Origin of the sequence: Algoriphagus sp. (assembly GCF_013373065.1) — a bacterium.
Lineage (GTDB): Bacteria > Bacteroidota > Bacteroidia > Cytophagales > Cyclobacteriaceae > Algoriphagus.
This window is the reverse complement of sequence record NZ_JABXIN010000033.1, coordinates 38,923-61,695: the sequence shown is the minus strand read 5'-3', so window position 1 is coordinate 61,695 and position 22,773 is coordinate 38,923. Positions and strand designations below refer to the sequence as shown.

The 22,773-nt window shown below is 41.3% G+C and carries 17 protein-coding genes; 9 read left to right on the top strand and 8 right to left on the bottom strand.

Annotation, left to right across the window (positions count from 1 at the left end; genetic code table 11):
• Nucleotides 1–394 precede the first annotated feature (394 nt).
• Nucleotides 395–1,318 (bottom strand): GNAT family N-acetyltransferase, encoded by a 924-nt coding sequence (locus HWE15_RS15575; RefSeq protein WP_290508471.1) that lies wholly within the window; start codon nucleotides 1,316–1,318, stop codon nucleotides 395–397.
• Between the two features lie 1,137 nt (nucleotides 1,319–2,455).
• Nucleotides 2,456–3,379, bottom strand: a complete 924-nt coding sequence (locus HWE15_RS15570) for a GNAT family N-acetyltransferase (protein ID WP_290508470.1) — start codon at nucleotides 3,377–3,379, stop codon at nucleotides 2,456–2,458.
• 958 nt (nucleotides 3,380–4,337) lie between these two features.
• Here HWE15_RS15570 and HWE15_RS15565 point away from each other — a divergent pair.
• The 3 genes from HWE15_RS15565 to HWE15_RS15555 all read left to right on the top strand — a co-directional run bounded on the left by HWE15_RS15565 (nucleotide 4,338) and on the right by HWE15_RS15555 (nucleotide 8,541).
• Entirely contained in the window at nucleotides 4,338–5,159 is an 822-nt protein-coding gene (locus HWE15_RS15565) for a polysaccharide biosynthesis/export family protein (protein WP_290508469.1), read from the top strand.
• Nucleotides 5,160–5,164: 5 nt separating this feature from the next.
• The gene (locus HWE15_RS15560) at nucleotides 5,165–7,624 is read left to right on the top strand and encodes a polysaccharide biosynthesis tyrosine autokinase (protein WP_290508468.1); all 2,460 of its coding nucleotides are present in this window, start codon (nucleotides 5,165–5,167) and stop codon (nucleotides 7,622–7,624) included.
• A 122-nt stretch (nucleotides 7,625–7,746) separates the two neighbouring features.
• Nucleotides 7,747–8,541 carry a cation transporter gene (locus HWE15_RS15555; protein WP_290508467.1) on the top strand — a complete coding sequence of 265 codons (795 nt, stop codon included), beginning with the start codon at nucleotides 7,747–7,749 and terminating at the stop codon, nucleotides 8,539–8,541.
• A gap of 126 nt (nucleotides 8,542–8,667) precedes the next feature.
• On the opposite strand, the gene HWE15_RS15550 is transcribed toward HWE15_RS15555, so the two are convergent.
• Nucleotides 8,668–9,138, bottom strand: a complete 471-nt coding sequence (locus HWE15_RS15550; protein ID WP_290508466.1) for a heme-binding domain-containing protein — start codon at nucleotides 9,136–9,138, stop codon at nucleotides 8,668–8,670.
• A gap of 5 nt (nucleotides 9,139–9,143) precedes the next feature.
• The gene (locus HWE15_RS15545) at nucleotides 9,144–9,530 is read right to left on the bottom strand and encodes a heme-binding domain-containing protein (RefSeq protein WP_290508465.1); all 387 of its coding nucleotides are present in this window, start codon (nucleotides 9,528–9,530) and stop codon (nucleotides 9,144–9,146) included.
• 301 nt (nucleotides 9,531–9,831) lie between these two features.
• On the opposite strand from HWE15_RS15545, the gene HWE15_RS15540 reads away from it, so the two are divergent.
• Genes HWE15_RS15540 through HWE15_RS15530 form a run of 3 tightly spaced genes read left to right on the top strand, consistent with a single transcriptional unit; the run spans nucleotide 9,832 to nucleotide 12,339 of the window.
• The gene (locus HWE15_RS15540; protein ID WP_290508464.1) at nucleotides 9,832–10,605 is read left to right on the top strand and encodes an ABC transporter permease; all 774 of its coding nucleotides are present in this window, start codon (nucleotides 9,832–9,834) and stop codon (nucleotides 10,603–10,605) included.
• 4 nt (nucleotides 10,606–10,609) lie between these two features.
• Nucleotides 10,610–11,356 (top strand): ABC transporter ATP-binding protein, encoded by a 747-nt coding sequence (locus HWE15_RS15535; RefSeq protein WP_290508463.1) that lies wholly within the window; start codon nucleotides 10,610–10,612, stop codon nucleotides 11,354–11,356.
• Nucleotides 11,353–12,339, top strand: coding sequence for an MlaD family protein (locus HWE15_RS15530; RefSeq protein WP_290508462.1), 987 nt, complete (start codon nucleotides 11,353–11,355; stop codon nucleotides 12,337–12,339). Before HWE15_RS15535 ends, HWE15_RS15530 begins: the two co-directional genes overlap by 4 nt.
• Before the next feature lie 70 nt (nucleotides 12,340–12,409).
• Here the strand turns inward: HWE15_RS15530 and HWE15_RS15525 are convergent, their stop codons facing one another.
• Together HWE15_RS15525 and HWE15_RS15520 are read right to left on the bottom strand one after the other, a co-directional pair.
• Nucleotides 12,410–12,799: a hypothetical protein gene (locus tag HWE15_RS15525; protein WP_290508461.1), complete on the bottom strand. Its 390-nt coding sequence runs from the start codon at nucleotides 12,797–12,799 to the stop codon at nucleotides 12,410–12,412.
• Between the two features lie 251 nt (nucleotides 12,800–13,050).
• The gene (locus HWE15_RS15520; protein ID WP_290508460.1) at nucleotides 13,051–16,281 is read right to left on the bottom strand and encodes a S41 family peptidase; all 3,231 of its coding nucleotides are present in this window, start codon (nucleotides 16,279–16,281) and stop codon (nucleotides 13,051–13,053) included.
• 177 nt (nucleotides 16,282–16,458) lie between these two features.
• Between HWE15_RS15520 and HWE15_RS15515 the strand changes: the two genes are divergently transcribed.
• A complete protein-coding gene (locus HWE15_RS15515) occupies nucleotides 16,459–18,018 on the top strand; it encodes an arylsulfatase (RefSeq protein ID WP_290508459.1) in 1,560 nt (519 codons plus the stop codon).
• Nucleotides 18,019–18,029: 11 nt separating this feature from the next.
• Here HWE15_RS15515 and HWE15_RS15510 read toward each other — a convergent pair whose 3' ends face one another.
• Together HWE15_RS15510 and HWE15_RS15505 are read right to left on the bottom strand one after the other, a co-directional pair.
• Nucleotides 18,030–19,031, bottom strand: coding sequence for a DUF6515 family protein (locus HWE15_RS15510; RefSeq protein WP_290508458.1), 1,002 nt, complete (start codon nucleotides 19,029–19,031; stop codon nucleotides 18,030–18,032).
• Between the two features lie 7 nt (nucleotides 19,032–19,038).
• Complete coding sequence (locus tag HWE15_RS15505) at nucleotides 19,039–19,767, bottom strand: DUF2092 domain-containing protein (RefSeq protein ID WP_290508457.1); 729 nt, start codon at nucleotides 19,765–19,767, stop codon at nucleotides 19,039–19,041.
• 339 nt (nucleotides 19,768–20,106) lie between these two features.
• Here HWE15_RS15505 and HWE15_RS15500 point away from each other — a divergent pair, with 339 nt between their 5' ends.
• Nucleotides 20,107–21,675, top strand: a complete 1,569-nt coding sequence (locus tag HWE15_RS15500) for an arylsulfatase (protein ID WP_290508456.1) — start codon at nucleotides 20,107–20,109, stop codon at nucleotides 21,673–21,675.
• A 51-nt stretch (nucleotides 21,676–21,726) separates the two neighbouring features.
• Nucleotides 21,727–22,773: an HAD family hydrolase gene (locus tag HWE15_RS15495; protein WP_290508455.1), complete on the top strand. Its 1,047-nt coding sequence runs from the start codon at nucleotides 21,727–21,729 to the stop codon at nucleotides 22,771–22,773.

Genomic DNA, 22,773 nt, shown 5'->3' with positions numbered 1-22,773 from the left:
GTTTTTAAGGTGGAGAAATAAACCAATGGAAATCAAGTTTTCAAATTGACACCATCTCTTGGAGGGTTTCAAAAATGACTCTTCTTCGTCTTGCTGGCATCAATTCTTCGTTTTCAACCAATAATTCCGGGCCAGCGCTTTTTATTTTGTTGATTCATATACCCTGGGTTTCGCTTCGCTCACCCAGGGCTACCAATCTTTCACCCCTACGGGGTTATTGAAGGCATGCTTCGATATTCTACATTCATCATTCTACATTCATAATTAAATCATTCTCAGATGCGTGATGGATTGATGATATAAGGCCGCATAAAAGAACTAGGATGCCTCATCCTTCGTAAATCGAATTTCGTAATTAGCCATCGGCTGTCCTTCGTAAATCGTAATTCTAAAATCAAAACAACTCCAAATCCCCTAAGCTCCATTTCCAGTCCAAAAATCTTGGATCTAAATCATCCTGTAATTTCCGTAGGGTGATCAGGGGGCCTTGGGTTAATAGGGGGATGCTGCCAAGATCCAGTACCTTTGTGTCATAATTCAAACCGGAAAAACTCACCCATACGGCTCCACTATTTTTTATCAACTCTCTAAACGGTTTCTGCAATTTATTTTTCTCAAAGCCAGAGAGGATAAATAAATCTGTAATTCGAAGTTCTTTTCCTTTTTTCCCCTCTTTCAGTCGATAAATCAGCAAGTAGCTTTCTCCATCGCTTAAAAAGGAGTAATTGACAATGGGGCAATCTTGATATCTCCAGCGGATATATCCGGGAATAAGGCTAGTGTGCACGCTCAGTTGAATATTGGTAGGGGCTTCAAGTTTTGAAATCAAGGTTGAAATCTCTTCCCAGTTTTGGGACGGCAATGGGCTTCTGGAGGATTTAGGGATTTTTAGTTTGATTTTTAACGGGAGTTTACCCCAAGTTTCCCAACCTAATTTCAAGTAGCCTGGATGGCTTTTTTTATTGGGTGTATTAAAGATTAACTGGACCCCTTCATTTTTCATCTCTTCCACCAATTCCTGGGTCAGGCGGCTAAAAATTCCTTGGCCTTGGTACTTTGGATGTACGGCGGTATCAACCGCTCTGCAGGCCCGATAGTTTTTATTTTGATCTGTAAATTGCCAACGGAGGAAGGCCCGTACCCCTATGATTTGATTTTCTTTTTCGGCCAGCAAAACCGGGGATGGCCCAAAGGGATTGTCGAAGTGTTTCCATTTCCAAAAAGCTTCTGTTTTGGGAAGAAGTGATTCTCCTAGTGATTCTTTTAGAAGCTGTATGATTTGGGGAATATCTTCTTCGGTCCCTTTGCGAATTACCATGTTTTAAAAATAGAATTCTTTCTAGAAATGGGATAGGGGTTGGGAAATATAGGACTTAGATATTCAATATTCATCATTCAAAAATTCAACTAGTCCCCGTTCGTGTCCTCACAAACGGTTTCCATATAGCATTTTTTTCATTCTCCTTTTTTCAAATATTCGTCTTCGTCTTTCTGGCATTTAGCTGTCTTTTCCAAAAAATGATTTCGGGCCAGCACTAAAATTATTTACGTTTTTTTGCCCAGCATTTCGCGCGTCGTTCCTCCTTGCTCATACTGGGCTACCAATATTTCACCCCTACGGGGTTTTTAAGCGGCATTCCAATATTACTTCGATATTTAACATTCATCATTCGACATTCATCATTTAATTATTTCTGTTGTTCGGTATTTATAATTCCGAACCGATATTGTAGGATTTGTAATCCGAAAAATCTTCTCATCACTATAACCCTCCAAGGGCTTTATAATGTGAAGAAATAAATCAATAGAAATCATTGTTTCAAAAATGACTCGTCTTCGTCTTGCTGGCATCAAATCTTCGTTTTCAACCAATAATTCCGGGCCAGCGCTAAAATTATTTACGTTTTTTGCCCAGCATTTCGCGCGTCGTTCCTCCTTGCTCATACTGGGCTACCAATATTTCATCCCTCTGGGATTTTTAAGCGGCATACTTCGATATTCAACATTCATCATTCGATATTCATTATTTAATTGTTTCTACTGTTCGGTATTTATAATCCCGAACCGATATTGTAGGATTTGCAATCCGAAAAAAATCTACCGCCCTCGTTCGTGTCCTCACGAACGGTATTCTGATTGTGTTTTTTCAAAAATTCGTCTTCGCCTTGCTGGCATTTTGTTCTCGCTTCCTAACAATACTCTCGGGCCGGCGCCGTTTGAATTTTGATTTCTATACCCTGGGTTTCGCTTCGCTCACCCAGGGCTACCAATCTTTCACCCCTACGGAGTTATTGAAGGCATGCTTCGATATTCTACATTCATAATTAAATCATTCTCAGATGCGTGATGGATTGATGATATAAGGCCGCATAAAAGAACTAGGATGCCTCGTCCTTCGTAAACCGTACTTCGTAATTAGCCATCGGCTGTCCTTCGTAAATCGTATTTCTAAAATTTAAAACAACTCCAAATCCCCGAGGCTCCATTTCCAATCCAAAAAACGAGGATCCAAATCATCCTGTAATTTCCGTAGGGTGATAAGCGGTCCTTGGGTCAACAAGGGAATGCTTCCTAAGTTCAGCACATTTGGATCATAATTTAAGCCAGAAAAACTTACCCAAACCGCTCCACTGTTTTTTATCAACTCTCGGAATTGTGTCTGCAATTTCTTTTTGTCAAATCCAGAGAAAGTAAATAGGTCCGTGACTCGAAGTTCTTTTCCTTTTTTCCCTTCTTTCAATCTATAAATTAGTAAGTAGGTTTCCCCATCACTTAAATAGAAATACTTGACAATTGGACACTTTTGATATCTCCATTGGATATATCCGGGAATAAGATCTGTGTGAACTCCGGATCGAGTGTATGAGAAGTCCTCAAGTCTTGAAAGAAGGGGAGAAACTTCTTCCCAATTTTGCGAATGGAAAAAGCTTTTTGAGGACTTAGGGACTTTCAGTTTGATTTTTAAAGGGAGTTTGCCCCAGGTTTCCCAACCTAATTTCAAGTAGCCTGGATGGCTTTTTTTATTGGGTGTGTTGAAGATTAACTGGACCCCCTCATTTTTCATCTCTTCCACCAATTCCTGGGTCAGGCGGCTGAAGATTCCTTGACCTTGGTTCTTTGGATGTACTGCAGTATCAACTGCACGACAGGCTGAATAGATTCTATTTTGATCGGTAAACTGCCAACGAAGAAAGGTTCGTACCCCAATGATTTGATTTTCTTTTTCAGCTACCAAAACCGGGGAAGTTCCAAAAGGGTTGTCGAGGTGTTTCCATCTCCAAAATGCTTCTGATTTGGGAAGGAGTGATTCTCCGAGTGATTCTTTCAGAAGCTGTATGATTTGTGGAATATCTTCTTCGGTCCCTTTGCGAATTACCATGTTTTAAAAATAGAATTCTTTCCAGAAATGGGGTAGGGGTTTGGAAAATATAATACCTCGATATTCGCGATCCATCCATCTAGAATTTCCCCAGCCCCCGTTCATGTCCTCATGAAAGGTGTTTTGATTACAATTTTTCCCTAAAATTCCTCTTCGTCTTGCTGGCATCATATCTTCGTTTCCTAACCATACTCCTGGACCAGCGCTGTTTTTCTATTAATTTCTTCACCCTGGGTTTCGCTTCGCTCACCCAGGGCTACCAATCTTTTACCCCTCCGGGGTAATTCAGGCGTTACTGGATTTTCACTTCGATATTCACTATCCAACGTTCGACATTCATCATTCGCTTTTCTAGCTTTTTGCTGAATTGATGATATGAAAACACATTAAGAATCTAGTATGCGCCGTACTTCGTAAATCGTATTTCGTAATTAATACACTTCCCAGCCCCCGTTCGTGTCCTCACGAACGGTATTATGATTGCTATTTTTTTAAAATTCGTCTTCGTCTTACTGGCACCTCATACTGCTTTCCAACCAATAATCTCGGTCCAGCGCTAAATCTTTCCACATTCTTTTGCCCAGCATTTCGCGCGTCGTTCCTTCTTGCTCATACTGGGCTACCAATCTTTTACCCCTCCGGGGTAATTCAGGCGTTACTGTATTTTCACTTCGATATTCAGCATTCAAAATTCATCATTCGACATTACTCAATAAAAAAATCATCCGTGCCTTCTGGATTGGCGGCATAAAACCCCATTTAAAAAAAATAAGCCTCGTACTTCGTAAATCGCATATCGTCCTTCACTATCCTCGTACTTCGTAAATCGTATTTCGTGATAAACCATCCAATGGTCTAACCAAGTCTTTCTTCCAGGAGCTTTTCTCTTTTTTTATTCATCTTCTTCTCTGCCCCAACAATTTACCTATATTTGAAAAGCCTTTGGCCTTTTCAGTTTATGAGAAAAATAGCGCTGTATTTTCTTTTTTTATCGTTTTTAGGTTCGAGTTGTATTAGTAATAAGCGGATTACTTATCTCCAAAACCTTTCAGATAGTACTTCCTACGAATTGGATGAATTCATTCCCTTTGCAGAGGTAGATTATGAATATATTCTTCAGCCTTTTGATATAGTAGAAATTGATTTTGCAACCTCTGATGAGGAATTGACAGAAGCATTCTCTTATCAAAATAGCCGAAATATGGGGGGAATGAGAGCTGGAGGAGGAGGCGGAGGACAAGGATCCGATCCTTTGTATTTTATAGGTTATTCCATCGATAAAGATGGCATGGTGGAGGTTCCCAAGCTGGGAAAAATAAAAATTGGGGGATTAACCGAAGAACAGGCAAAAGTAAAAATCCAAGAAGGGATCAATAAATTCTTTAAGGAGGAAGTGTATGTCAAGCTCCGAATTGCCGGAATCCGCTATACCACCTTGGGAGAATTTAATAATGTAGGCGTTCAGATTATTTATAAAAACCGGGCTACCATATTTGATGCCTTGGCTAATTCAGGGGAAACCACCCTTTTAGGGAAAAAGAACAAACTATTCCTTATCCGTCAATACGATGGGGGAGTGAAGATTCATCAAATCAATTTGAATGATCGGGCCTTGCTGGCTAGTCCTTTTTACTTTATTCAGCCCAATGACATCTTGTATATAGAACCGATGAAAATCCGTCAAATCGGAACGGCTGATAATTTAACTGCATCTCTGGCACTCATTGCGGGATTGCTGGCATCTGCTTTGTTATTTATTAACTTAGTAACGGGGAATTAAGTGTCATGGAGAAGCTCGACCTCAGCCAATTAGATAATGAAGAAAAAGCATTAGAAATACGCTACGTCGTCGCGAAGTACTCGCGCTATTGGCCTTGGTACACCCTTTTTATTTTGATTTTTGTGATTGCAACCTATTTATTTCACCGCTATACGGTTGAAGAATATGAGGTTCGCGGTTCTCTAGTAATCAAGACCAATACTTCTCCTGAGGCTCGGATTTTAGACCGCTCCAACATTTTTAATTCAGGTGTCAATCTTGAAAATGACATCCTTCGCTTACGTTCAAAGAACCTCGCCCGGGAGGCCTTGAAAAAATTACATTTTGATGTAGAATACTATGCCAAGACGAACATCAAAGACATTGAGCTTTATGACCGTTCTCCTATTCGCATCGATGTGGATTGGAATCACTTACAGGTGACCGATACTCCCGTGGAGTTGCAGATTCTTTCCGATGAAAATTTCAAGTTGATGCCTCCGGAAGGAAGTGTGTTGGATTTTAACCCGGCTCAAGCAGCAGGCGATGAGAGTGTTTTTAATAAGACCTACACCTTTGGACAGGAAGTGGAAACGGCCAGATCGAAGTTTACGGTTCACCTGGTAAACCCTGGACGGGTAGGAGATATTGTGATATTTAAGTTTATCAGTCCTGGTGCTTTGGAAGATCGGCTAGCCCGCTCAGTTAATGTAAGTCTTGAAAATCAATACAGTTCGGTTTTAAATCTGACAACTACAACAAAAGTGGTTGAAAAGGGGCGAGATTATATCAATGCCTTGATGGAGTCCTACATTGATTATGATCTGAATGAAAAAAATAAGATCCAGGAAAATACCATTGCCTTTATCGAAGAGCAATTGGGCTACTTGGAGGATTCCTTGAAGCAAAAAGAACGAGAGCTTCAGGAGTTTAAGGTAGAGAATAAGTTATTGGATGTTTCTGCTGAATTTTCCAACATCCTCAGTAAGATGAATTCCCTGGATGAGCAAAATGCCGAATTGGATTATCAGCTCAACTATTTTGAGGAAATCAAGCGATACATGGAGCAGAAGAGCAAGGACTTTTCGGATGTGATCGCACCCTCTGTAATTGGAGTTCCTGACCCCTTGCTCAATGGATTGATACAGACTTTGGTTACCCTTTCTCAGGATAGGCGAAAATTATTAGCTACCGTCAATGAAAATCATCCGGAAGTAATCAAGATTGATGTGCAGATGGAGAAGGTTCAGGATGCCTTGTTTGAAAATGTGGTCAATCTGATTGAAAACACTCGGAAACAACAGCGGACTATTCAGCGTGAAATCTCAAATTATGACGCCGAATTTGCAACCTTACCGGAATCCGAATCTCAGTACACAGGAATTTTCAGGGAGTTTAAGCTTCGGGAGTCTCTCTATACCTATTTGTTAGAAAAACGCGCTGAAGCAGGAATCGCACGGGCATCCAATGTATCGGATAATGCCATCTTGGATACAGCAAAACAGGGCACCTTAGTATTCCCTAAAAAGCAACAAAACTATGCACTTGCCATTGTTTTGGGATTCTTGGTTCCTTTTGGTTTCATCGTGATGCGGGATATTTTTGATGACAGCATCAAGGATCAACGAGACTTGAAGAAACATTTCATGATTCCGCAATTGGGAGTGATTGGTTTCTCAACGAAAGATACCAACAAGGTGGTTCTTGAACACCCTAAATCAGCAGTAGCTGAATCCTTCCGTTCCTTGCGTTCTGCGATTACCTATTTGGCAAGTGGAAAAAACACCAAGAAAATTTTGGTTACCTCCTCTGTTTCCGGAGAAGGAAAAACCTTTACCTCTTTAAACTTAGCATCAGCGATGGCTTTGGGGTCGAAGAAAACTGTAGTGGTTGGAGGGGATTTGCGACGTCCAAAATTAGCTGTCTATTTCAATCATTCCGACAAAGTAGGCCTATCTTCTTACTTGATCGGAAAGGTGGAGGCGAAGGATATTGTCATTCCTACGCAGCATGAAAACCTTTATTTTGTGCCTTCGGGAGTAATTCCTCCAAATCCAGCTGAACTCTTGCAAACACAGCGATTGAAAGACTTTTTGGCTTATTTAGAATCGGAATTTGATGTGGTTATTTTTGATACACCGCCAATGGGATTGGTTTCTGAGACCATTGATTTGATGCGTTTGTTCGATATCAACTTGTATGTAGTTCGTCAAAATTATACCAACAAAGATCACTTGGTCATGATCAACGACTTGTTTAATAACAAGCAGGTAACCAATGTCTATGGGGTCTTTAATGGTATTATCAACTCAGGTTATCACTACGAGGGATATAACTACGGATACGGAAATACTTATCTCTACTCCCAGAATAATAAGTACATGTACAATTATTATGGAGAGGACTTGGAGACCAAGAAGAAAAAGATCAAAGGAAAGAAACTCTCATTGGGTAAAAAGATCAAAAAGCTTTTTCGTACTCGATAATTTTTAGGGTTCAACTTTGACTAAGTTTCTTCTTTTCAATTAATCCAAAATACTTGGTGTTGATTTCTTGCTCTTAGTATCTTCGAGTTTATCTAGCAATAGTAGAATAGCTTCATCCCACCATGCAAAAAAGCATTTTTCATATTTCCCAAATGGACTGTCCTTCAGAGGAGAATTTGATCCGAATGAAGCTGGATGGGATGTCGGGGATTCGAAATTTGGAATTTGATCTGGAGAAGCGTGAGCTGACAGTATATCATGATCAGGAAATCAGTCCCATTCAGCAGGCTATTGAGGGTTTGAAGTTAGGAGGAAAGCTGCTTTCTACAGAAAAAACAGAGGCTCGGGATTTTCAAAAGGAAACTCGTCAGCGGAAACTTCTTTGGACTGTATTGGCTATCAATTTCGGGTTTTTTCTGATTGAAGTCGTTTTTGGAATTATATCCAAATCCATGGGCTTACTCGCGGATAGTTTGGATATGTTGGCAGATTCTTTTGTGTATGGGATTAGCTTGTATGCAGTGGGAAGTACCTTGGTTCGAAAGAAAAAGATTGCCAAGATTGCGGGCTATTTTCAGATTTTTTTGGCTGTTTTTGGGTTTTTGGAGGTGTTGAGAAGATTTTTTCTCGTGGATCAAATCCCGAATTTTAACACCATGATAGTCATCTCTTTTTTGTCCTTTTTAGCCAATGGGTATTGCCTTTATCTCCTTCAAAAATCCAAGAGCAAAGAGGAGGTTCATATGAAAGCGAGTATGATTTTCACTTCCAATGATGTGATTATCAATTTGGGAGTGATTGTAGCGGGCTTGTTGGTTCACTGGCTAGATTCCAACAAACCGGATTTAGTTATCGGAACAATCGTGTTTGTACTAGTTATCCAAGGAGCTAGGAGGATTTTGAAATTGGGAGAATGACAGTCGACAGTCAACAGTCCACGGTCGACAGTTTACAGTCTACAGTAGGCAGTGAGTAGTCTACCAACCAAGGACTTTCGACTAATTTCCATGGACCATTGACCGTGGACCGTTGACAAAAAAAACTCATTCAATTTTCTCCGCAATCTCATCCATGCTTCGCTCTGCCCAATCCATGATTTTTTGACGTTCAAAAGCACCGATTCTTGCTTCCCAATGAATCATGGTATAAATCGGTAGGGGCATCTCTTCTTCCTCTACTTCTCCATAGATATCGTCCAGGATTGCCAATTGGTCGAGGGGATCATAATTCTCCCATTCTGAAAAATTCAATTCTTCCCGCCCCTCTCGGATATCCTTCGCTACTAACCAAGAAACAGGAACAACATGGGAATACCAAGGGTAGTCTGTCTCGTTACTATGGCAATCGTAGCAAGAGGATTTAAAAATAGTTGCTACTTCTGGGTCCAATAGGGGAGAATGATCTATTGCTGCTGGATTTTCTGTTTGAACCGGAGGCAACTCATTAGGAATAAGTTGAAGGGCTAGTAGAATCACTACCAGCCCAATTCCAATATATTTCCAGATTTTATTCATGGGAATTACTTCTTCTTACCGGTACTCCATTCCAACAAGGTAGCTTTTTCTTCCGGTGTTAATTGACCTTCAGGTTTACGCTCTAGGAATTTCGCAGGAGGCATTTCTCCTTCTTCCAACACTTCCGTGATTTTTTTCATGGTTGCCAAAGCCTTCCCTTTTTTAGCAGATTCCAGTTCATCCCAGTCCAATTTCTCCTTTCCTTTTTCATTTTTGGATTCTGCGTTGTGACATCCATAGCATTTTTGTTGAACGACGGCCATCACATTTTCAGGAATTTCAGGGGCATCGTCACTAAGTTCAGGCTGAATAGAAGTGTCAGTTTTTGGCATGGCCTGCAAAAAAAGAATCAGGGCAAAACCGAAGGCAGAAAATAAAGATAGTTTTTTCATGGTTAATTGAGATTTGCTTCAATTTTAGTTTGATAAATTATACGATAACGAAATAAAAAATGGTCATTTTATTTTTTAAATTCTATAAAATTCTGAAAATATAGGATAGACGCAAAATAATCGGGATAAAAATGATATTTGATTGTAAATGTGTGGTTTTTGATCCGCTTTCCTATTAAAAATTTCTAAGCTGTCTTGGTCTTGAATTGAGGTGATAAGCTGACAATTATCATCTTTTTACTTGATGTTCTTTGGTGAAAATTGGCGAGAAGTTGAGGAACTTGGATATAGATAATTCGCCATGGGACTACTAGATAAATTGAATAACCCCTTCTTTCAGGAAGTCGGAGATATTGCCCGATTTACGGGTCGCTTTTTCCGGGAGGTAATCAAGCCTAAGCAGGAATGGGAGGAATTCATCAATCAATGTTATTGGATTGGCTATAAAACCTTCTCTCTCGTCGGTATTACAGCCTTTATCATGGGATTAGTATTGACCATTCAGACTAGACCAACCTTGTTGGAATTTGGAGCGGAGGCATTGATTCCTTCCATGGTGTCGGTAGCCTTGGTTCGCGAGATTGCTCCAGTTATTACCGCTTTGATTTGTGCCGGGAAGATTGGTTCGGGTATAGGCGCCGAACTGGGTTCCATGCGGGTAACCGAACAGATTGATGCCATGGAAGTCTCTGGTACCAATCCATTCAAATACCTAGTAGTGACTAGAGTTCTGGCATCTACAGTGATGGTTCCCATTCTTTCCAGTTTAGCAATTGCTATCTCCATTTATGGCGGGTATTTGGGGGTGAATCTGAAAGGGGACGTAAGCTGGTCTTTGTATTGGCATCAAGCCTATAATGCGCTGATTTATGGGGATTTTATCCCTTCCATGGTGAAGACGATTTTCTTTGGTTTTGCCATTGGAATAGTAGGAACCTACAAGGGGTATAATTCTCAGAAAGGAACGGAGGGAGTGGGTCGATCCGCCACTACGGCGGTGATTGTTGCTTCCCTGTTGGTGTTCATTTTGGATCTGGTAGCTGTGCAGGTCGCGGATGTTTTGGGATTGACTTAAGGATATGGAAGCGGAAAAACCCATCATAGAGGTCAAAGTGCTCAACAAGTCATTTGGTGAAAACCATGTCTTACGGGACTTTTCCCTTTCCCTATTCCAAGGTGAAAATCTAGTTATTTTGGGAAAGTCTGGTTCCGGTAAATCTGTCTTGATCAAATGTATCATTCGTTTGATCGAGCCAGATTCTGGGGAAATTATCATTTTCGACCAGGATATCAGTGAATTGGATCAGGACGAAATGGACATGCTTCGGGCTGATGTTGGGTTTCTCTTCCAAAGTAATGCTTTGTATGATTCCATGACTGTTCGACAAAACCTGGAATTTCCCCTTAGACGCCATTGGACCAAAGAAGAACGGGAGGAAAAAGCGGAAGCAGCCGTCTTGGAAGCTTTGGAGGATGTGGGGCTTTCGCATACCATTGATATGATGCCGGCAGAATTATCAGGGGGAATGAGAAAACGGATCGCTTTAGCGAGAACACTGATTTTGAAGCCGAAAGTGATTTTATATGATGAACCGACAACGGGGTTGGACCCAATCACCGGTCGAGAAATCAATGAATTGATGCTTAGCATTCAAAAAAAATATAAAACGGCTGCCATCATTATTTCGCATGATATGAACTGTATTCGGATGACGGGGAATCGGGTGATTATGCTGATTGATGGAAAAAATTATGCAGAGGGAAGTTTTGATGAACTATTAAAAAACACAGATCCCAAAGTCCGGGATTTTTTTGAAGGATTATGAAAAACGAGAAGAAAATAGCAAATGCCAAATTGGGAGCCTTGGTACTCGCAGGTCTGATGTTCCTGGTGTTTTCTTTATATATGATCGGGAAAAACCAGAATATTTTGGGTACATCCATGAGTGTATATGTCGAATTAAAGGATGTAAATGGCTTATTGACAGGGAATAATGTACGTTTCAAGGGAATGACCGTTGGGACTGTGAGTGACATTGATTTTCAGGATGAGAATATCATAAGTGTGAGACTGTTGATTCACAAATCCATGGCACCCTACATCCCCAATAACTCACTCACCACCATCAATACTGATGGTCTCATGGGAAATAAGATTATCCAAATTCATCCGCAAGAGGAGGAGGCTCCTCCGATTGAAGAAGGCGATGTTTTATACCCAATGTCCCAAGTTGCTACGGAAGACATGATTCGTCAACTGAATACCTCAGGAGGATACTTGGAGACGACCTTGATGAATTTGGCTGAAATCACTAAAAAACTCAATCAGAATGAGAATTTTTGGAATACTATTTCAGACACACTTTTAGTACATGAACTGCGAGGAACCATCCAATCCTTTACCCGTGCCGGCAATCAAGCTGCCCAAATGGCTCAAGCCGGAAAGGATTTGTTGGATAATATTCAAGAAGGAGATGGCTTGGCAGCTTCTCTGATATCAGACTCTCTGATGGTTCAAAATGTCGAAACAACCTTGCAGGAATTAGCATCTACTACTCAGGAGGCAAAGGATGTGATGGCCGATTTGAGGGTAATATTGGATGATATTCAGGAGGGAGAAGGGACGGTTGGTTTGATTCTTAAGGATTCCCTTTTTAGAAACACCCTGATGCAAACCCTTATCAATTTAGAAAGTAGCACCGAGCGCTTCAATACCAATATGGAAGCCATGCGCTCTAATTTCTTATTCCGGAAATATTTTAAAAACCTAGAAAAAGAGGAGAAGAAAGCGGCAAAGAAGAATCAATAGGGGTGAACCCTCGTAAAATGAAAAGAGTCGTGCCATAATTGACACGACTCTTTTTTATCTTTTTTCAAATCTAAAAGGCCAGGGCGGCTAACCCGAGTTTGGATTTGAGTGGATTAATTCCTTTTAAAATTTGCCCGGAATATTTTTTAAATAGATCACTGCCTAGCAAGTCCGTTAAAAACTTTGTTCGCTTGTTTTTAAGTCCCAGAATACTGGCTTTTTTATCATCATCTGAAGCATTGCTTCCCGTGATATTCATTAGCTCGTCCACAAACGACTTGTTATCAGTTTTCAATTTACTTTCCTGGTCAGCTGACAAGCCTAATCCTTTGGTATTATCCAAAATTCCCAGCACCTGGGATGCAAGATCCATTTTCGGCATCTTTAAACTTTGTCCGTAAGAGGCCGAGGCCAAAAAAACAAAAAGACCAAGGAAGGTTAGAAGTTTTAAATGTTTCATGTGTGTAAAATTTAATTTTGTTGGAAATCAAAAAACCTAAAGTAAACAACTTATCGAATTCAAGTTAAGTTTTTTCATTTGATAGAAATAATCAAAAAAAGAGGGTGTCACATAAATGCCCTTTGTCACGTTGAGCGGAGTCGAAACGTTGTAAAATAAACCAAAAATAGGCCTCGCCCGCTTGCCGGCAAAGGCAGGCAGGCGAGGCCTGACAAAAAACGACTTTCGAGACAGTCTCTTTCGATTTTTTCTCAATTATCCTTTTTAGGTCTAAAGTATCGAATAGGAGGGGCTGGTTCTGGTTTCAATTCAACCCCTTCAGTAGCCAACCGGCTTAAGGCTTCTTGCACCGCTCGCTCCAACTGAGGGTCTTTGCCAGCAACCACATCTTTTGGAGTTTGCTCCACCGGAATGTCAGGAGAAATTCCAACCCCTTCCACGGCCCATTCGCCATTCACATCGTAGAATCCCCCACGCGGGGCGACCATCCTACCACCATCAATAAATGGAGGGGTATCCCAAGTACCCACCAAACCGCCCCAGGTCTTGGTACCGATTAAAGGTCCAATTTCCATTTTGTTGAACAAGTAGGGAAGTAAGTCTCCGCCGGAACCTGCACGGCCGTTGATCAACATCACTTTTGGTCCCCAAATTCCTGAAATAGGCTGGGTAAACGGTGCGTTTCCTTTTACTCTGGAATTGAAATAACCCATCAATTCGCGACTCATAATATCTACCATGTAGTCTGCAGCGGACCCCCCGCCATTGTTCCGCTCGTCGATGACAGCTCCTTTTTTATCCTGCTGCGCAAAGTAGTAGCGGTTGAAATAGGTATACCCAGGTTGCCCGGTATTAGGAAGATACACATAGGCCAATTTGCCATCAGAAAGTTCATCTACCTTTCTTCGGTTACCTTCCACCCAATCCATCATGCGGAGTTGGTTTTCATTTGCTACAGGTACCGTCGCGATCATTCGAGCACCTTCTAGGCCTGGCTTAGAGTTAAGGTGGATCGTGGTATAGCGGTTGGCTGTGCCTTCGAAATAGGAATACAGGTTTATATTGGCTTCAATTGCTTTTCCATTGACCGCAACCACATACTCTCCAACTTGGGCTTCATTTCCTGGGTGTGCCAGCGGGGCATTGAGATTGGGATTCCAACTTTCTCCGTTATAGATTTTGTTAATTCGGTAATGCCCATTTACTACTTCAAAATCCGCTCCCAATAATCCGATAGGAACCCGCTCAATATCCGGAAAATCTCCTCCTCTTGTATAGGAGTGGCCAACAGCTACTTCTCCTCCAATGATGTCAATGATGTAATTCATATCGGTTCGATGGCGAACATGCGCAACCCAAGGCTTGTACCACTCATAAATCTCATCCCAAGGAGCTCCATGAACGTTGTCTACATATAAGAAGTCTCGCTGATAGCGCCAGCCTTCCCGATAAATCTGCTGCCATTCCTCTTGTGGATTGACTTTTACTTTCATGGAGGCAATGGCTTTCAAGGCTCCATCCCCGGGCTTTTTCCCACCCCCGTTGGTATCGACGATTCCCCAGGTTGATCCGGAACGATAGAGTAAGGACTTTCGATCCTTGGAAACTATTACTTCATTTACCCGACTTAGGAAGTCTTCTGATTTCCGCTTTTTCAAATCATACTTCTTCAAGACAGTGCCTTCGTTAGGGATGCTTTCGGTGTAAAAAACAGATCCGCTCGGGGCAGGCGCTAATTCGGTATAGTTTCTAGCCGGAATATCTATGGCGACAATTCGGCGGTCAAGATTTACAGGATCGATTGTGACCGTTACTCCGCTTTTATCTTCTTTTTTCTCCTCTTCTTTGGCAGCTTCTTCATCACTTTGGGGTAAAAGGGGAGACTTTTCCGTTGAGTCCAAAATCGCAAAATACAAGCTGCGGGTCAGAGGTCGGTCGTAGCTACTCATATCTAACCAGCCTGAATTCAGACCATAATCTGTGGAGGCTAGGAAATACAGGTATTTTCCGCTTTCATCCCAAACGGGAGAAATGGCATCTGCTAATTGATCACTGATTTGGATTTTTTCATTGGTATCCACATTCAGGACAAAAATGGATTTAAACTGATTTTCCATCAGTTTTGCATAGGCAATCCAATTTCCATCAGGAGACCAAACCGGATTCATACTTCGATTGGGATGGGCAAAGCGATCCGTTTCCACTACCCGTGCATTTCCTGTTTCAACATTTACGATCCAGATTTGATAATCGGTATCCGTAAAGGCTAAATGCCGTCCATCCGGAGCCCATTCTGGCTGGAAGAAAAAGCTAGGGTCAGGAATGCTGATGGTCTTTTCGATTTTGCTGCCTGTTTGGTCCGTGATAACCAATTGGTATTCCCCGCTAGCATCAGAGAAATAGGCGATTTTTTGTCCATCTGGAGACCAGGAGGGGGCACGCTCCGCCGAGGCAGAGGAGTTGGTAATATTGCGTCCAGCTCCATTTTCCTTTGGAATGGAGATAATTTCCCCTCGGAATTCAAACAAAGCCCGCTGACCCGAAGGAGAGAGATAGGCATTTTGCAATTGGTTCGCAGATACATCTACCCATCGCTCCCGAGCCCAAAAGAAGTCGCCTTTGACTTCAATTGGAACTTGTTTGAGTGAGCCATCTGAAGGATTGTATAAGTGGAGGTAACCCCCTTGCTCCAAAATAATCGCATCCGGTCCTGCATCAATGCTTTTGATGTCAAAATCCTTTAAAAAGGTTTCTTGCTTTTCTTGTCCCGTAGCAGGATCAAAAGACCAAAGGTTGGCCAAATAATCCCTTTCCGAGATGTAATACACTTTGTTTCCAAACCAAACCGGGTCTGTATGCCGCTCCCCATCTAGCTGAGGTGTCATGGTCAAATCCAAGCTTTTTCGATCCACAATCCAGATCGGTTTGGCTTGTCCTCCGCGGTGGTTTCTCCATTCCGGATCCCAAAAGGAAATCTGCTGGTAGGCAATGTGCGAACCGTCTGGTGAAATTTCCCCATTGACTGCTCTGGGAATTTCCAAAGCTTGTGGCATTCCTCCAGTAACAGGAATTTCATAAAACTTCGATTCTTGAGTGGGGTGACTCTCTCGCGCAGAGGAGAAAATGACCTTTTGTCCATCAGGAGACCAACCCGTTACCTGATCATTTCCGGGATGCCAGGTTAGTCGCTTTGGTTCGCCTCCTTCTGATGGAATAACATAAACGTCCACATTGCCATCATATTCTCCAGTAAAGGCGATGTGTTTCCCATCCGGTGAAAAATGAGGCAGGCTTTCCTCTCCTTCATTGGAGGTTAGTCGTATGGCCTGTCCTCCATTTCGGGATACTTTCCAAAGGTCATTTGCATAGACAAATACGATCTCATTTTGACTGAGACTTGGCTGCCGAAGCAGTTGGGTTCCTTGTCCCCAAGCGGAGAAAATCAAACCTCCAGCAAGGAAGAAAGTGATGAGTTTTTTCATGCTCAATTGTTTTGGGTTTGAATTAAAATTAGGGGAAAAATTTCTTCATCACTAACCGATCATGTACTATGTGGATTCAGAATTTAAATGAAAAAAGACCCTGCTCTAGTAATTCTTTCTCTTTTTCAGCAATTTGAAAATTGAATTCGCCATCCTATTGGTTCTAATCATCCTGCCATGTCAAAATTAAAAATTGCTTCTCTCTTTACTTTAGCTGTGGTCATTGGTCTTTTCTCTTGCCGATCTGGAGAATTAAAAGAGGATAATAAAGCTGAAAAGCCCAATATTGTAATCATTTACATGGATGATTTGGGCTATGGAGATGTAAGTGCTTATCAGTCGGGCACATTAGAAACACCCAATATGGACCGTCTTTTCAATGAGGGGATACGCTTTACCAATGGCTATGCTTCTTCGGCAACCTGCACACCAAGCCGTTATGCTTTATTGACTGGGACCTATCCTTGGCGAAATAAAAATGCCAAAATTCTTCCCGGTACCGCTCCTTTATTGATTGATACAGCCCAATATACGCTTCCTAGAATGCTTCAAGAGAATGGTTACAACACAGGGATTGTAGGCAAATGGCATTTGGGATTGGGATTAGGAAATGTCGATTGGAATCAGGAAATCAAGCCGGGCCCAAATCAAGTAGGATTTGATTATTCTTACATTTTGGCGGCTACGCAGGATCGTGTTCCTACGGTTTACATTGAAGATGGAAGAGTGGTCGGATTGGATCCCAGTGACCCCATTGAAGTGAACTATCAGGAAAATTTTCCGGGTGAGCCAACGGCATTGACCCATCCTGAAATGCTGGAAATGAAATGGCACCATGGCCATAATAACAGTATTGTGAATGGGATTCCTCGGATAGGATTTATGAAAGGGGGAGATGCTGCCAAATGGAGTGATGTGGATATGGCTGATCATTTTTTGGAAATAGCCACACAATTTGTAAGGGATCAATCGAAATCAGAGAAACCATTCTTTTTGTATTATGCCATGCAACAGCCTCATGTTCCCCGTACACCTCATCCTAGATTCGTAGGAAAGTCAGGAATGGGGCCTCGTGGCGATGTGATTTTAGAAGCGGATTGGGTTATCGGGGAGTTTTTGAAAACACTCGAAGAGGAAGGGATTCTAGAAAATACTCTAATTATTTTCAGTAGTGATAATGGCCCAGTAATCAATGACGGGTACTATGATGAGGCGGTTGAAAAGCTAGGGGATCATACCCCATGGGGATCTTTGCGTGGAGGAAAATACAGCTTATTTGAGGCGGGAACACGGGTTCCTTTTGCCACCTATTGGAAAGGGACAATTCAACCTGGGGTTTCCAATGCATTCGTAACGCAGATTGATTTGATGAGCTCCATCGCGCAATTGATCGGAGCGACATCAACTGCCAAAGATAGCCAAGATTTAATGGACGCTTTTTTGGGAAAAAGCCAAACCGGAAGAACTGAGTTTGTATTGGAAGCTACTTCCCGAACGGCCTTTCGTCAAGGGGAATGGGTCATGATTCCTCCATATCCAGGGCCAGAAGTGCTTGGAAATGTGAATATTGAGCTAGGAAATTCAAAAGAATATCAACTCTATAATTTGAAAAAGGATTTAGGTCAGCAAACTAATTTGGCGGAAAGTAATCCTGAAAAACTCCAAGAACTGATTCGTCGATATGAGGAAATAAAAGGAGAGTCAGAATCAGCGATTGAACCTGTGGAATTGAAATAACACGGAGGAAATTATTGTTCCTGTTCTTCCTCTACTTGAACGACCTCATACATGTTTTTTCCATCCTCTTGGACAGGCATGTAGTAGGTGTCTCCATATTTAACGAAGGTTTGATCACCTACTTTTACTTCTTCAGCTCCCTCAGGTAAATTGGAAACTACGGAACCGGCAGGAGGGGGAACCACTACATATTCGCCATCCTTTTGCTCATAGAAAGTTCCTCCGTAATAGTAGTTATTGATGGTGGGACTGACTTCTACTGTTTCTGATTCCTTTGGAATTACTTTGACGTTTGCCCCTTGTGGAGCTTCAACTACTACATAACCGTCTGAGGTTTCTACATAAAAAACGCCCTCATCGTAGTGATAATCCTGATTGTCTACAGAAACGATGATAGCTGTAACCGCAAGCGTGGCTACGAAAAAGCCCCAAGGATGCCATACTGGTCCCCAATAGAAAGGAGTGAAAGGGTGGTAGTAGTAGGGGCGGTACCAATAAAACCCAAAACCACCCCACATGTAAGGTGGTCTTGGATAAGGGCGATAGGGTGGGCGGTAAGCAACATTTCTCTGGTTTCGGATAATGGTATTTCTACTGTTGTCGATATTGATATTTACATCTCCACGACTTTTATCAATATTCACCCGGTTGTTTGAATTTCGGTCCCTTGAAGTATTGTTGTTTAATCGGTTTCCAGTTTGATCATTTCGGATGGAACCCACTTTGCTTTCTACTCGAGGTGATTGGGTTACACGGTTTGAACCTCCATTAATGGATCCGCTTGGTCTGGTATCTCTGGTTCGGTTTGTTGTGTTAGGTCTTGAGTTTTGGGTTGGTCTATTCGTGGTAGGTCTTGCCTGAGTAGGGCGCGAAGGAGCAGGTCTTGACGCGGCAGGCCGTGCCGAAGCACCACGTCCGGCAAGGCGTTGGGCAAGCGAATCCTCAGCAGTACTGGTGAATACTAGTAAAAATAAGATGCCAACTAGTTGAGTTTTATTTATCAAATATTTCATAAAAGTTTCAATTTTTCTTTGTCCAGATGATTTGTTTTGAATTCGGACCAGGTAAAAACTCAAACATGGAACTTGGATATTCCTGATTGATTTCCCACTTATCAAATGTCACTTCCAGTTGTCTTGCATATGGAGCACCCAAATAAGTTATCAATGCCTTTATCGGTCTTTTTTGTAAATCCTGACTGATCCAAATTTGGAAAGTGAGGTCCTTGTTAGCACCACCTATATGAAAGGTTTTTTCCTTGCCAATAATGGCCGTTCCCAAGAATTCGATATAATCCATGGATTCCATCAAATTGGAAGTGAAATTAGGATACAAAAAGTCAGCAAGGACTAAGTGAACGCCAAAGGATTCATTTAGCCAATCCAGCATATCCAAGGTGTTATCAGGTGCATCTCCAGCCGCGTAATAATTGCCTTCTAAGTTGTAATAGACAACTTGGTTTCCATTATAAAAGTAGAAATTATCCTTGCCTTGCTGAGTGATTTTGGAAGCCATTTGACTCCCTCCTTGAAATACAAATTCGGCGGTTCTAAACTCTTTGATCAAATAATTATCCGAAAAAGCCACATCCTCTTCAATAGTAGCCCGGAACTTTAAAGAATTTAATTCCCCAATGTATTCCGAGACTTTGTCTAAAATGACTAATGCTGTAGAATCATGGTAAACAGCCTGACCTTTTACCTGGAGAGACAATAGGATACACGCGAAAAAGAAAAACAACTTATTCATAGGTATAACATTCTAATTCAATGAAGTGATAAGAAGTGAAAACAAAAAGAAAAACATAACTCCTCAGGTATCGATTAAGTAAATTTTGGCAAAATCTAGGATTTTTTATCGAACAGACTCTATCAATTTTGATCAATCTGGATTTTTGAAAAATGTAGCTCAATCCTCCAAACCATGTCTAATTAAGCATCTTTTCAAGCAAGTTTTGCCAAAATCCAATTAAAGTTAACAGGTAAGGTTTCGGATTTTGTATGTAAATAAATCAGTTATATGACTTTTACAAAGAAAATAGTACCTTATAGGTTACATAAAATTTATTCGTAACATAAAACTCATAGTATGCGAAAAACACGCTTTTCAATTTTTGTCTTTTTAATGGGGATTGCTTTTTCAGCTTTTTCCCAGCAAAAAAAGCCCAATATCCTCGTCATATGGGGGGATGATATTGGTACTTGGAACATCAGCCACAATAACCGTGGTATGATGGGATATATGACACCGAATATTGATCGAATTGCCCGAGAGGGGGTGGGATTTACTGATTATTATGCCCAACAATCCTGTACTGCAGGTAGAGCTGCATTTATAGGAGGTAATGTTCCAGTAAGAACTGGTATGACCAAAGTAGGGATGCCTGGAGCTAAGGAAGGATGGCAGGCTTCTGATATCACTATTGCTACGGTGATGAAGAGTTTGGGATATTCTACCGGTCAATTTGGTAAAAACCATCAAGGCGATTTGGATGAACATCTTCCTACTATGCATGGTTTTGACGAGTTTTTTGGAAATCTCTATCACTTAAATGCGGAAGAGGAACCAGAAAATGAAGATTATCCAACAGGGATGATTTTAAAAGATGGGACTAAGTTTGAAGATCGCTATGGTCCAAGAGGTGTAATACATAGCTGGGCTGATGGAAAAGGTGGTCAACGAATCGAAGATACGGGGCCATTGACCAAAAAGCGAATGGAAACCATCGATGATGAGAGTATGGCTGCCGCCAAGGAGTTTATCAAGAAGCAAGTTGAAGACGGAAAACCCTTCTTCACCTGGTGGAATGCTACACGGATGCACTTCCGAACACACGTAAAAGAGGAGCATCGCGGTTTGTCCGGTCAAGATGAATACAGTGATGGCATGGTCGAGCATGATATGCACGTGGGCGAACTCCTTGATCTATTGGACGAACTGGGAATCGCAGACAACACCATCGTATTCTATTCTACCGATAATGGCCCTCATTACAATACTTGGCCAGATGCGGGTACTACTCCTTTTCATGGTGAGAAAAATTCAAGTTGGGAAGGAGCGTATAGAGTTCCTGCCTTTGTAAGATGGCCAGGAAAAATCCCTGCTGGTGTAACATTAAATGGGATTGTAGCTCATGAAGATTGGCTTCCAACTTTTGCTGCTGCTGGTGGTGATCCAGACATCAAGTCCAAAATCATGAATGGTTTCACCTATGGTGGAAAGACCTACAAAAATTACATTGATGGGCATAATCAACTTGATTATTTAACGGGTAAGGTAAAAGAGTCTCCAAGAGAAGGTTTTGTCTATGTTACTGATGCGGGAAGCATCTCGGCACTTCGATTTGGTGATTGGAAAGTAATGTTTCAGGAAAACCGAGCTGATAAACTTCAAATCTGGCTTGAACCATTTGTAGAACTTCGAGCCCCTTATCTATTCAATTTGAGAAGGGATCCATTTGAGAAAGCATTGATTGGGTCCAATACATATTATGATTGGTATATTGATAGAGCATTTATCATCATTGCCATTCAAGGCTATGCATTTAATTTCTTATCCACATTCAAGGATTATCCGCCTAGCCAGACGGCTGGAGATTGGAGTTTGACGAAAGTGGAAAAACAAATTGAGAACATGGTCAAAGCAAACAACCAGTAAAAAAATAAAGAGCCATGCGATTCAACGCATGGCTCTTTGATTTTAATTATCATGAAGAAAATTTTAAACACCGTGAAGAAAATCAAATTCAGTTTATTGCCTTTGGCAGTAATTCTTTTGTCTATTTTTTCTTGTCAGAATTCAGGAATTGAATCCAATGATTCTTCTACCGAAGAAATCCTGAAAAACGAATTGATCTCTTGGAATGATGGGGTAGCCAAGAATACCATTCAAGAATTTGTTCAAAAAACCACCAATCCCCAAAGTCCCGATTTTATTCCTGAAGGGGATCGCATTGCCGTTTTTGATAATGACGGGACGCTTTGGGCAGAAAAGCCTTATTATTTTCAGTTGGATTACGCTTTGTTTTTTATTAAAAAAGAAGCCTCCAAACATCCTGAATGGAATGAAAATAAATTGATTCAGGCAGTTTTGGCAGATGACATGAAAACGATTATGGCTTCTGGAGAACATGGTTTGATTGAATTAGTAATGTATTCCCATTCGGGTATGAGTGAGGATGAGTTTTCTTCACATGTGAGAGAATGGCTAAATGAAGCAAAGCATCCGCAAACTGGCCTGAAGTTCACGGATATGGTTTACCAGCCAATGCTGGAATTACTGGATTATTTACGTTCCCATGGATATAAGACTTTTATTGTCTCAGGTGGCGGTATTGATTTTCTCCGAGTATGGGCTGAAGAAGTCTATGGGATTCCTCCTTATCAAGTGGTCGGATCTTCCATTAATGCTGCCTATCAAGAAGTGGACGGGAAAAATGTTATTGTCAAGATTCCTGAATTAAACTTGATCAATGATAAAGCCGGCAAACCGGTAGGGATTCATCAATATATTGGCAAACGTCCCGTAATGGCTTTTGGGAATTCAGATGGAGATTTCCAAATGCTGGAATACACCACTTCTGGAAAAGGACCAAGTTTGGGAGTATATATTCACCATACTGATGCAGAACGTGAATTTGCTTATGATAGTCTTTCATCGATAGGAAATCTGAAGCGAGGTTTAATTGAGGCACCAACTAGAGGATGGTTGGTGGTGGATATGGCCAAGGATTGGTCAAGTATGTATCCGAATTAA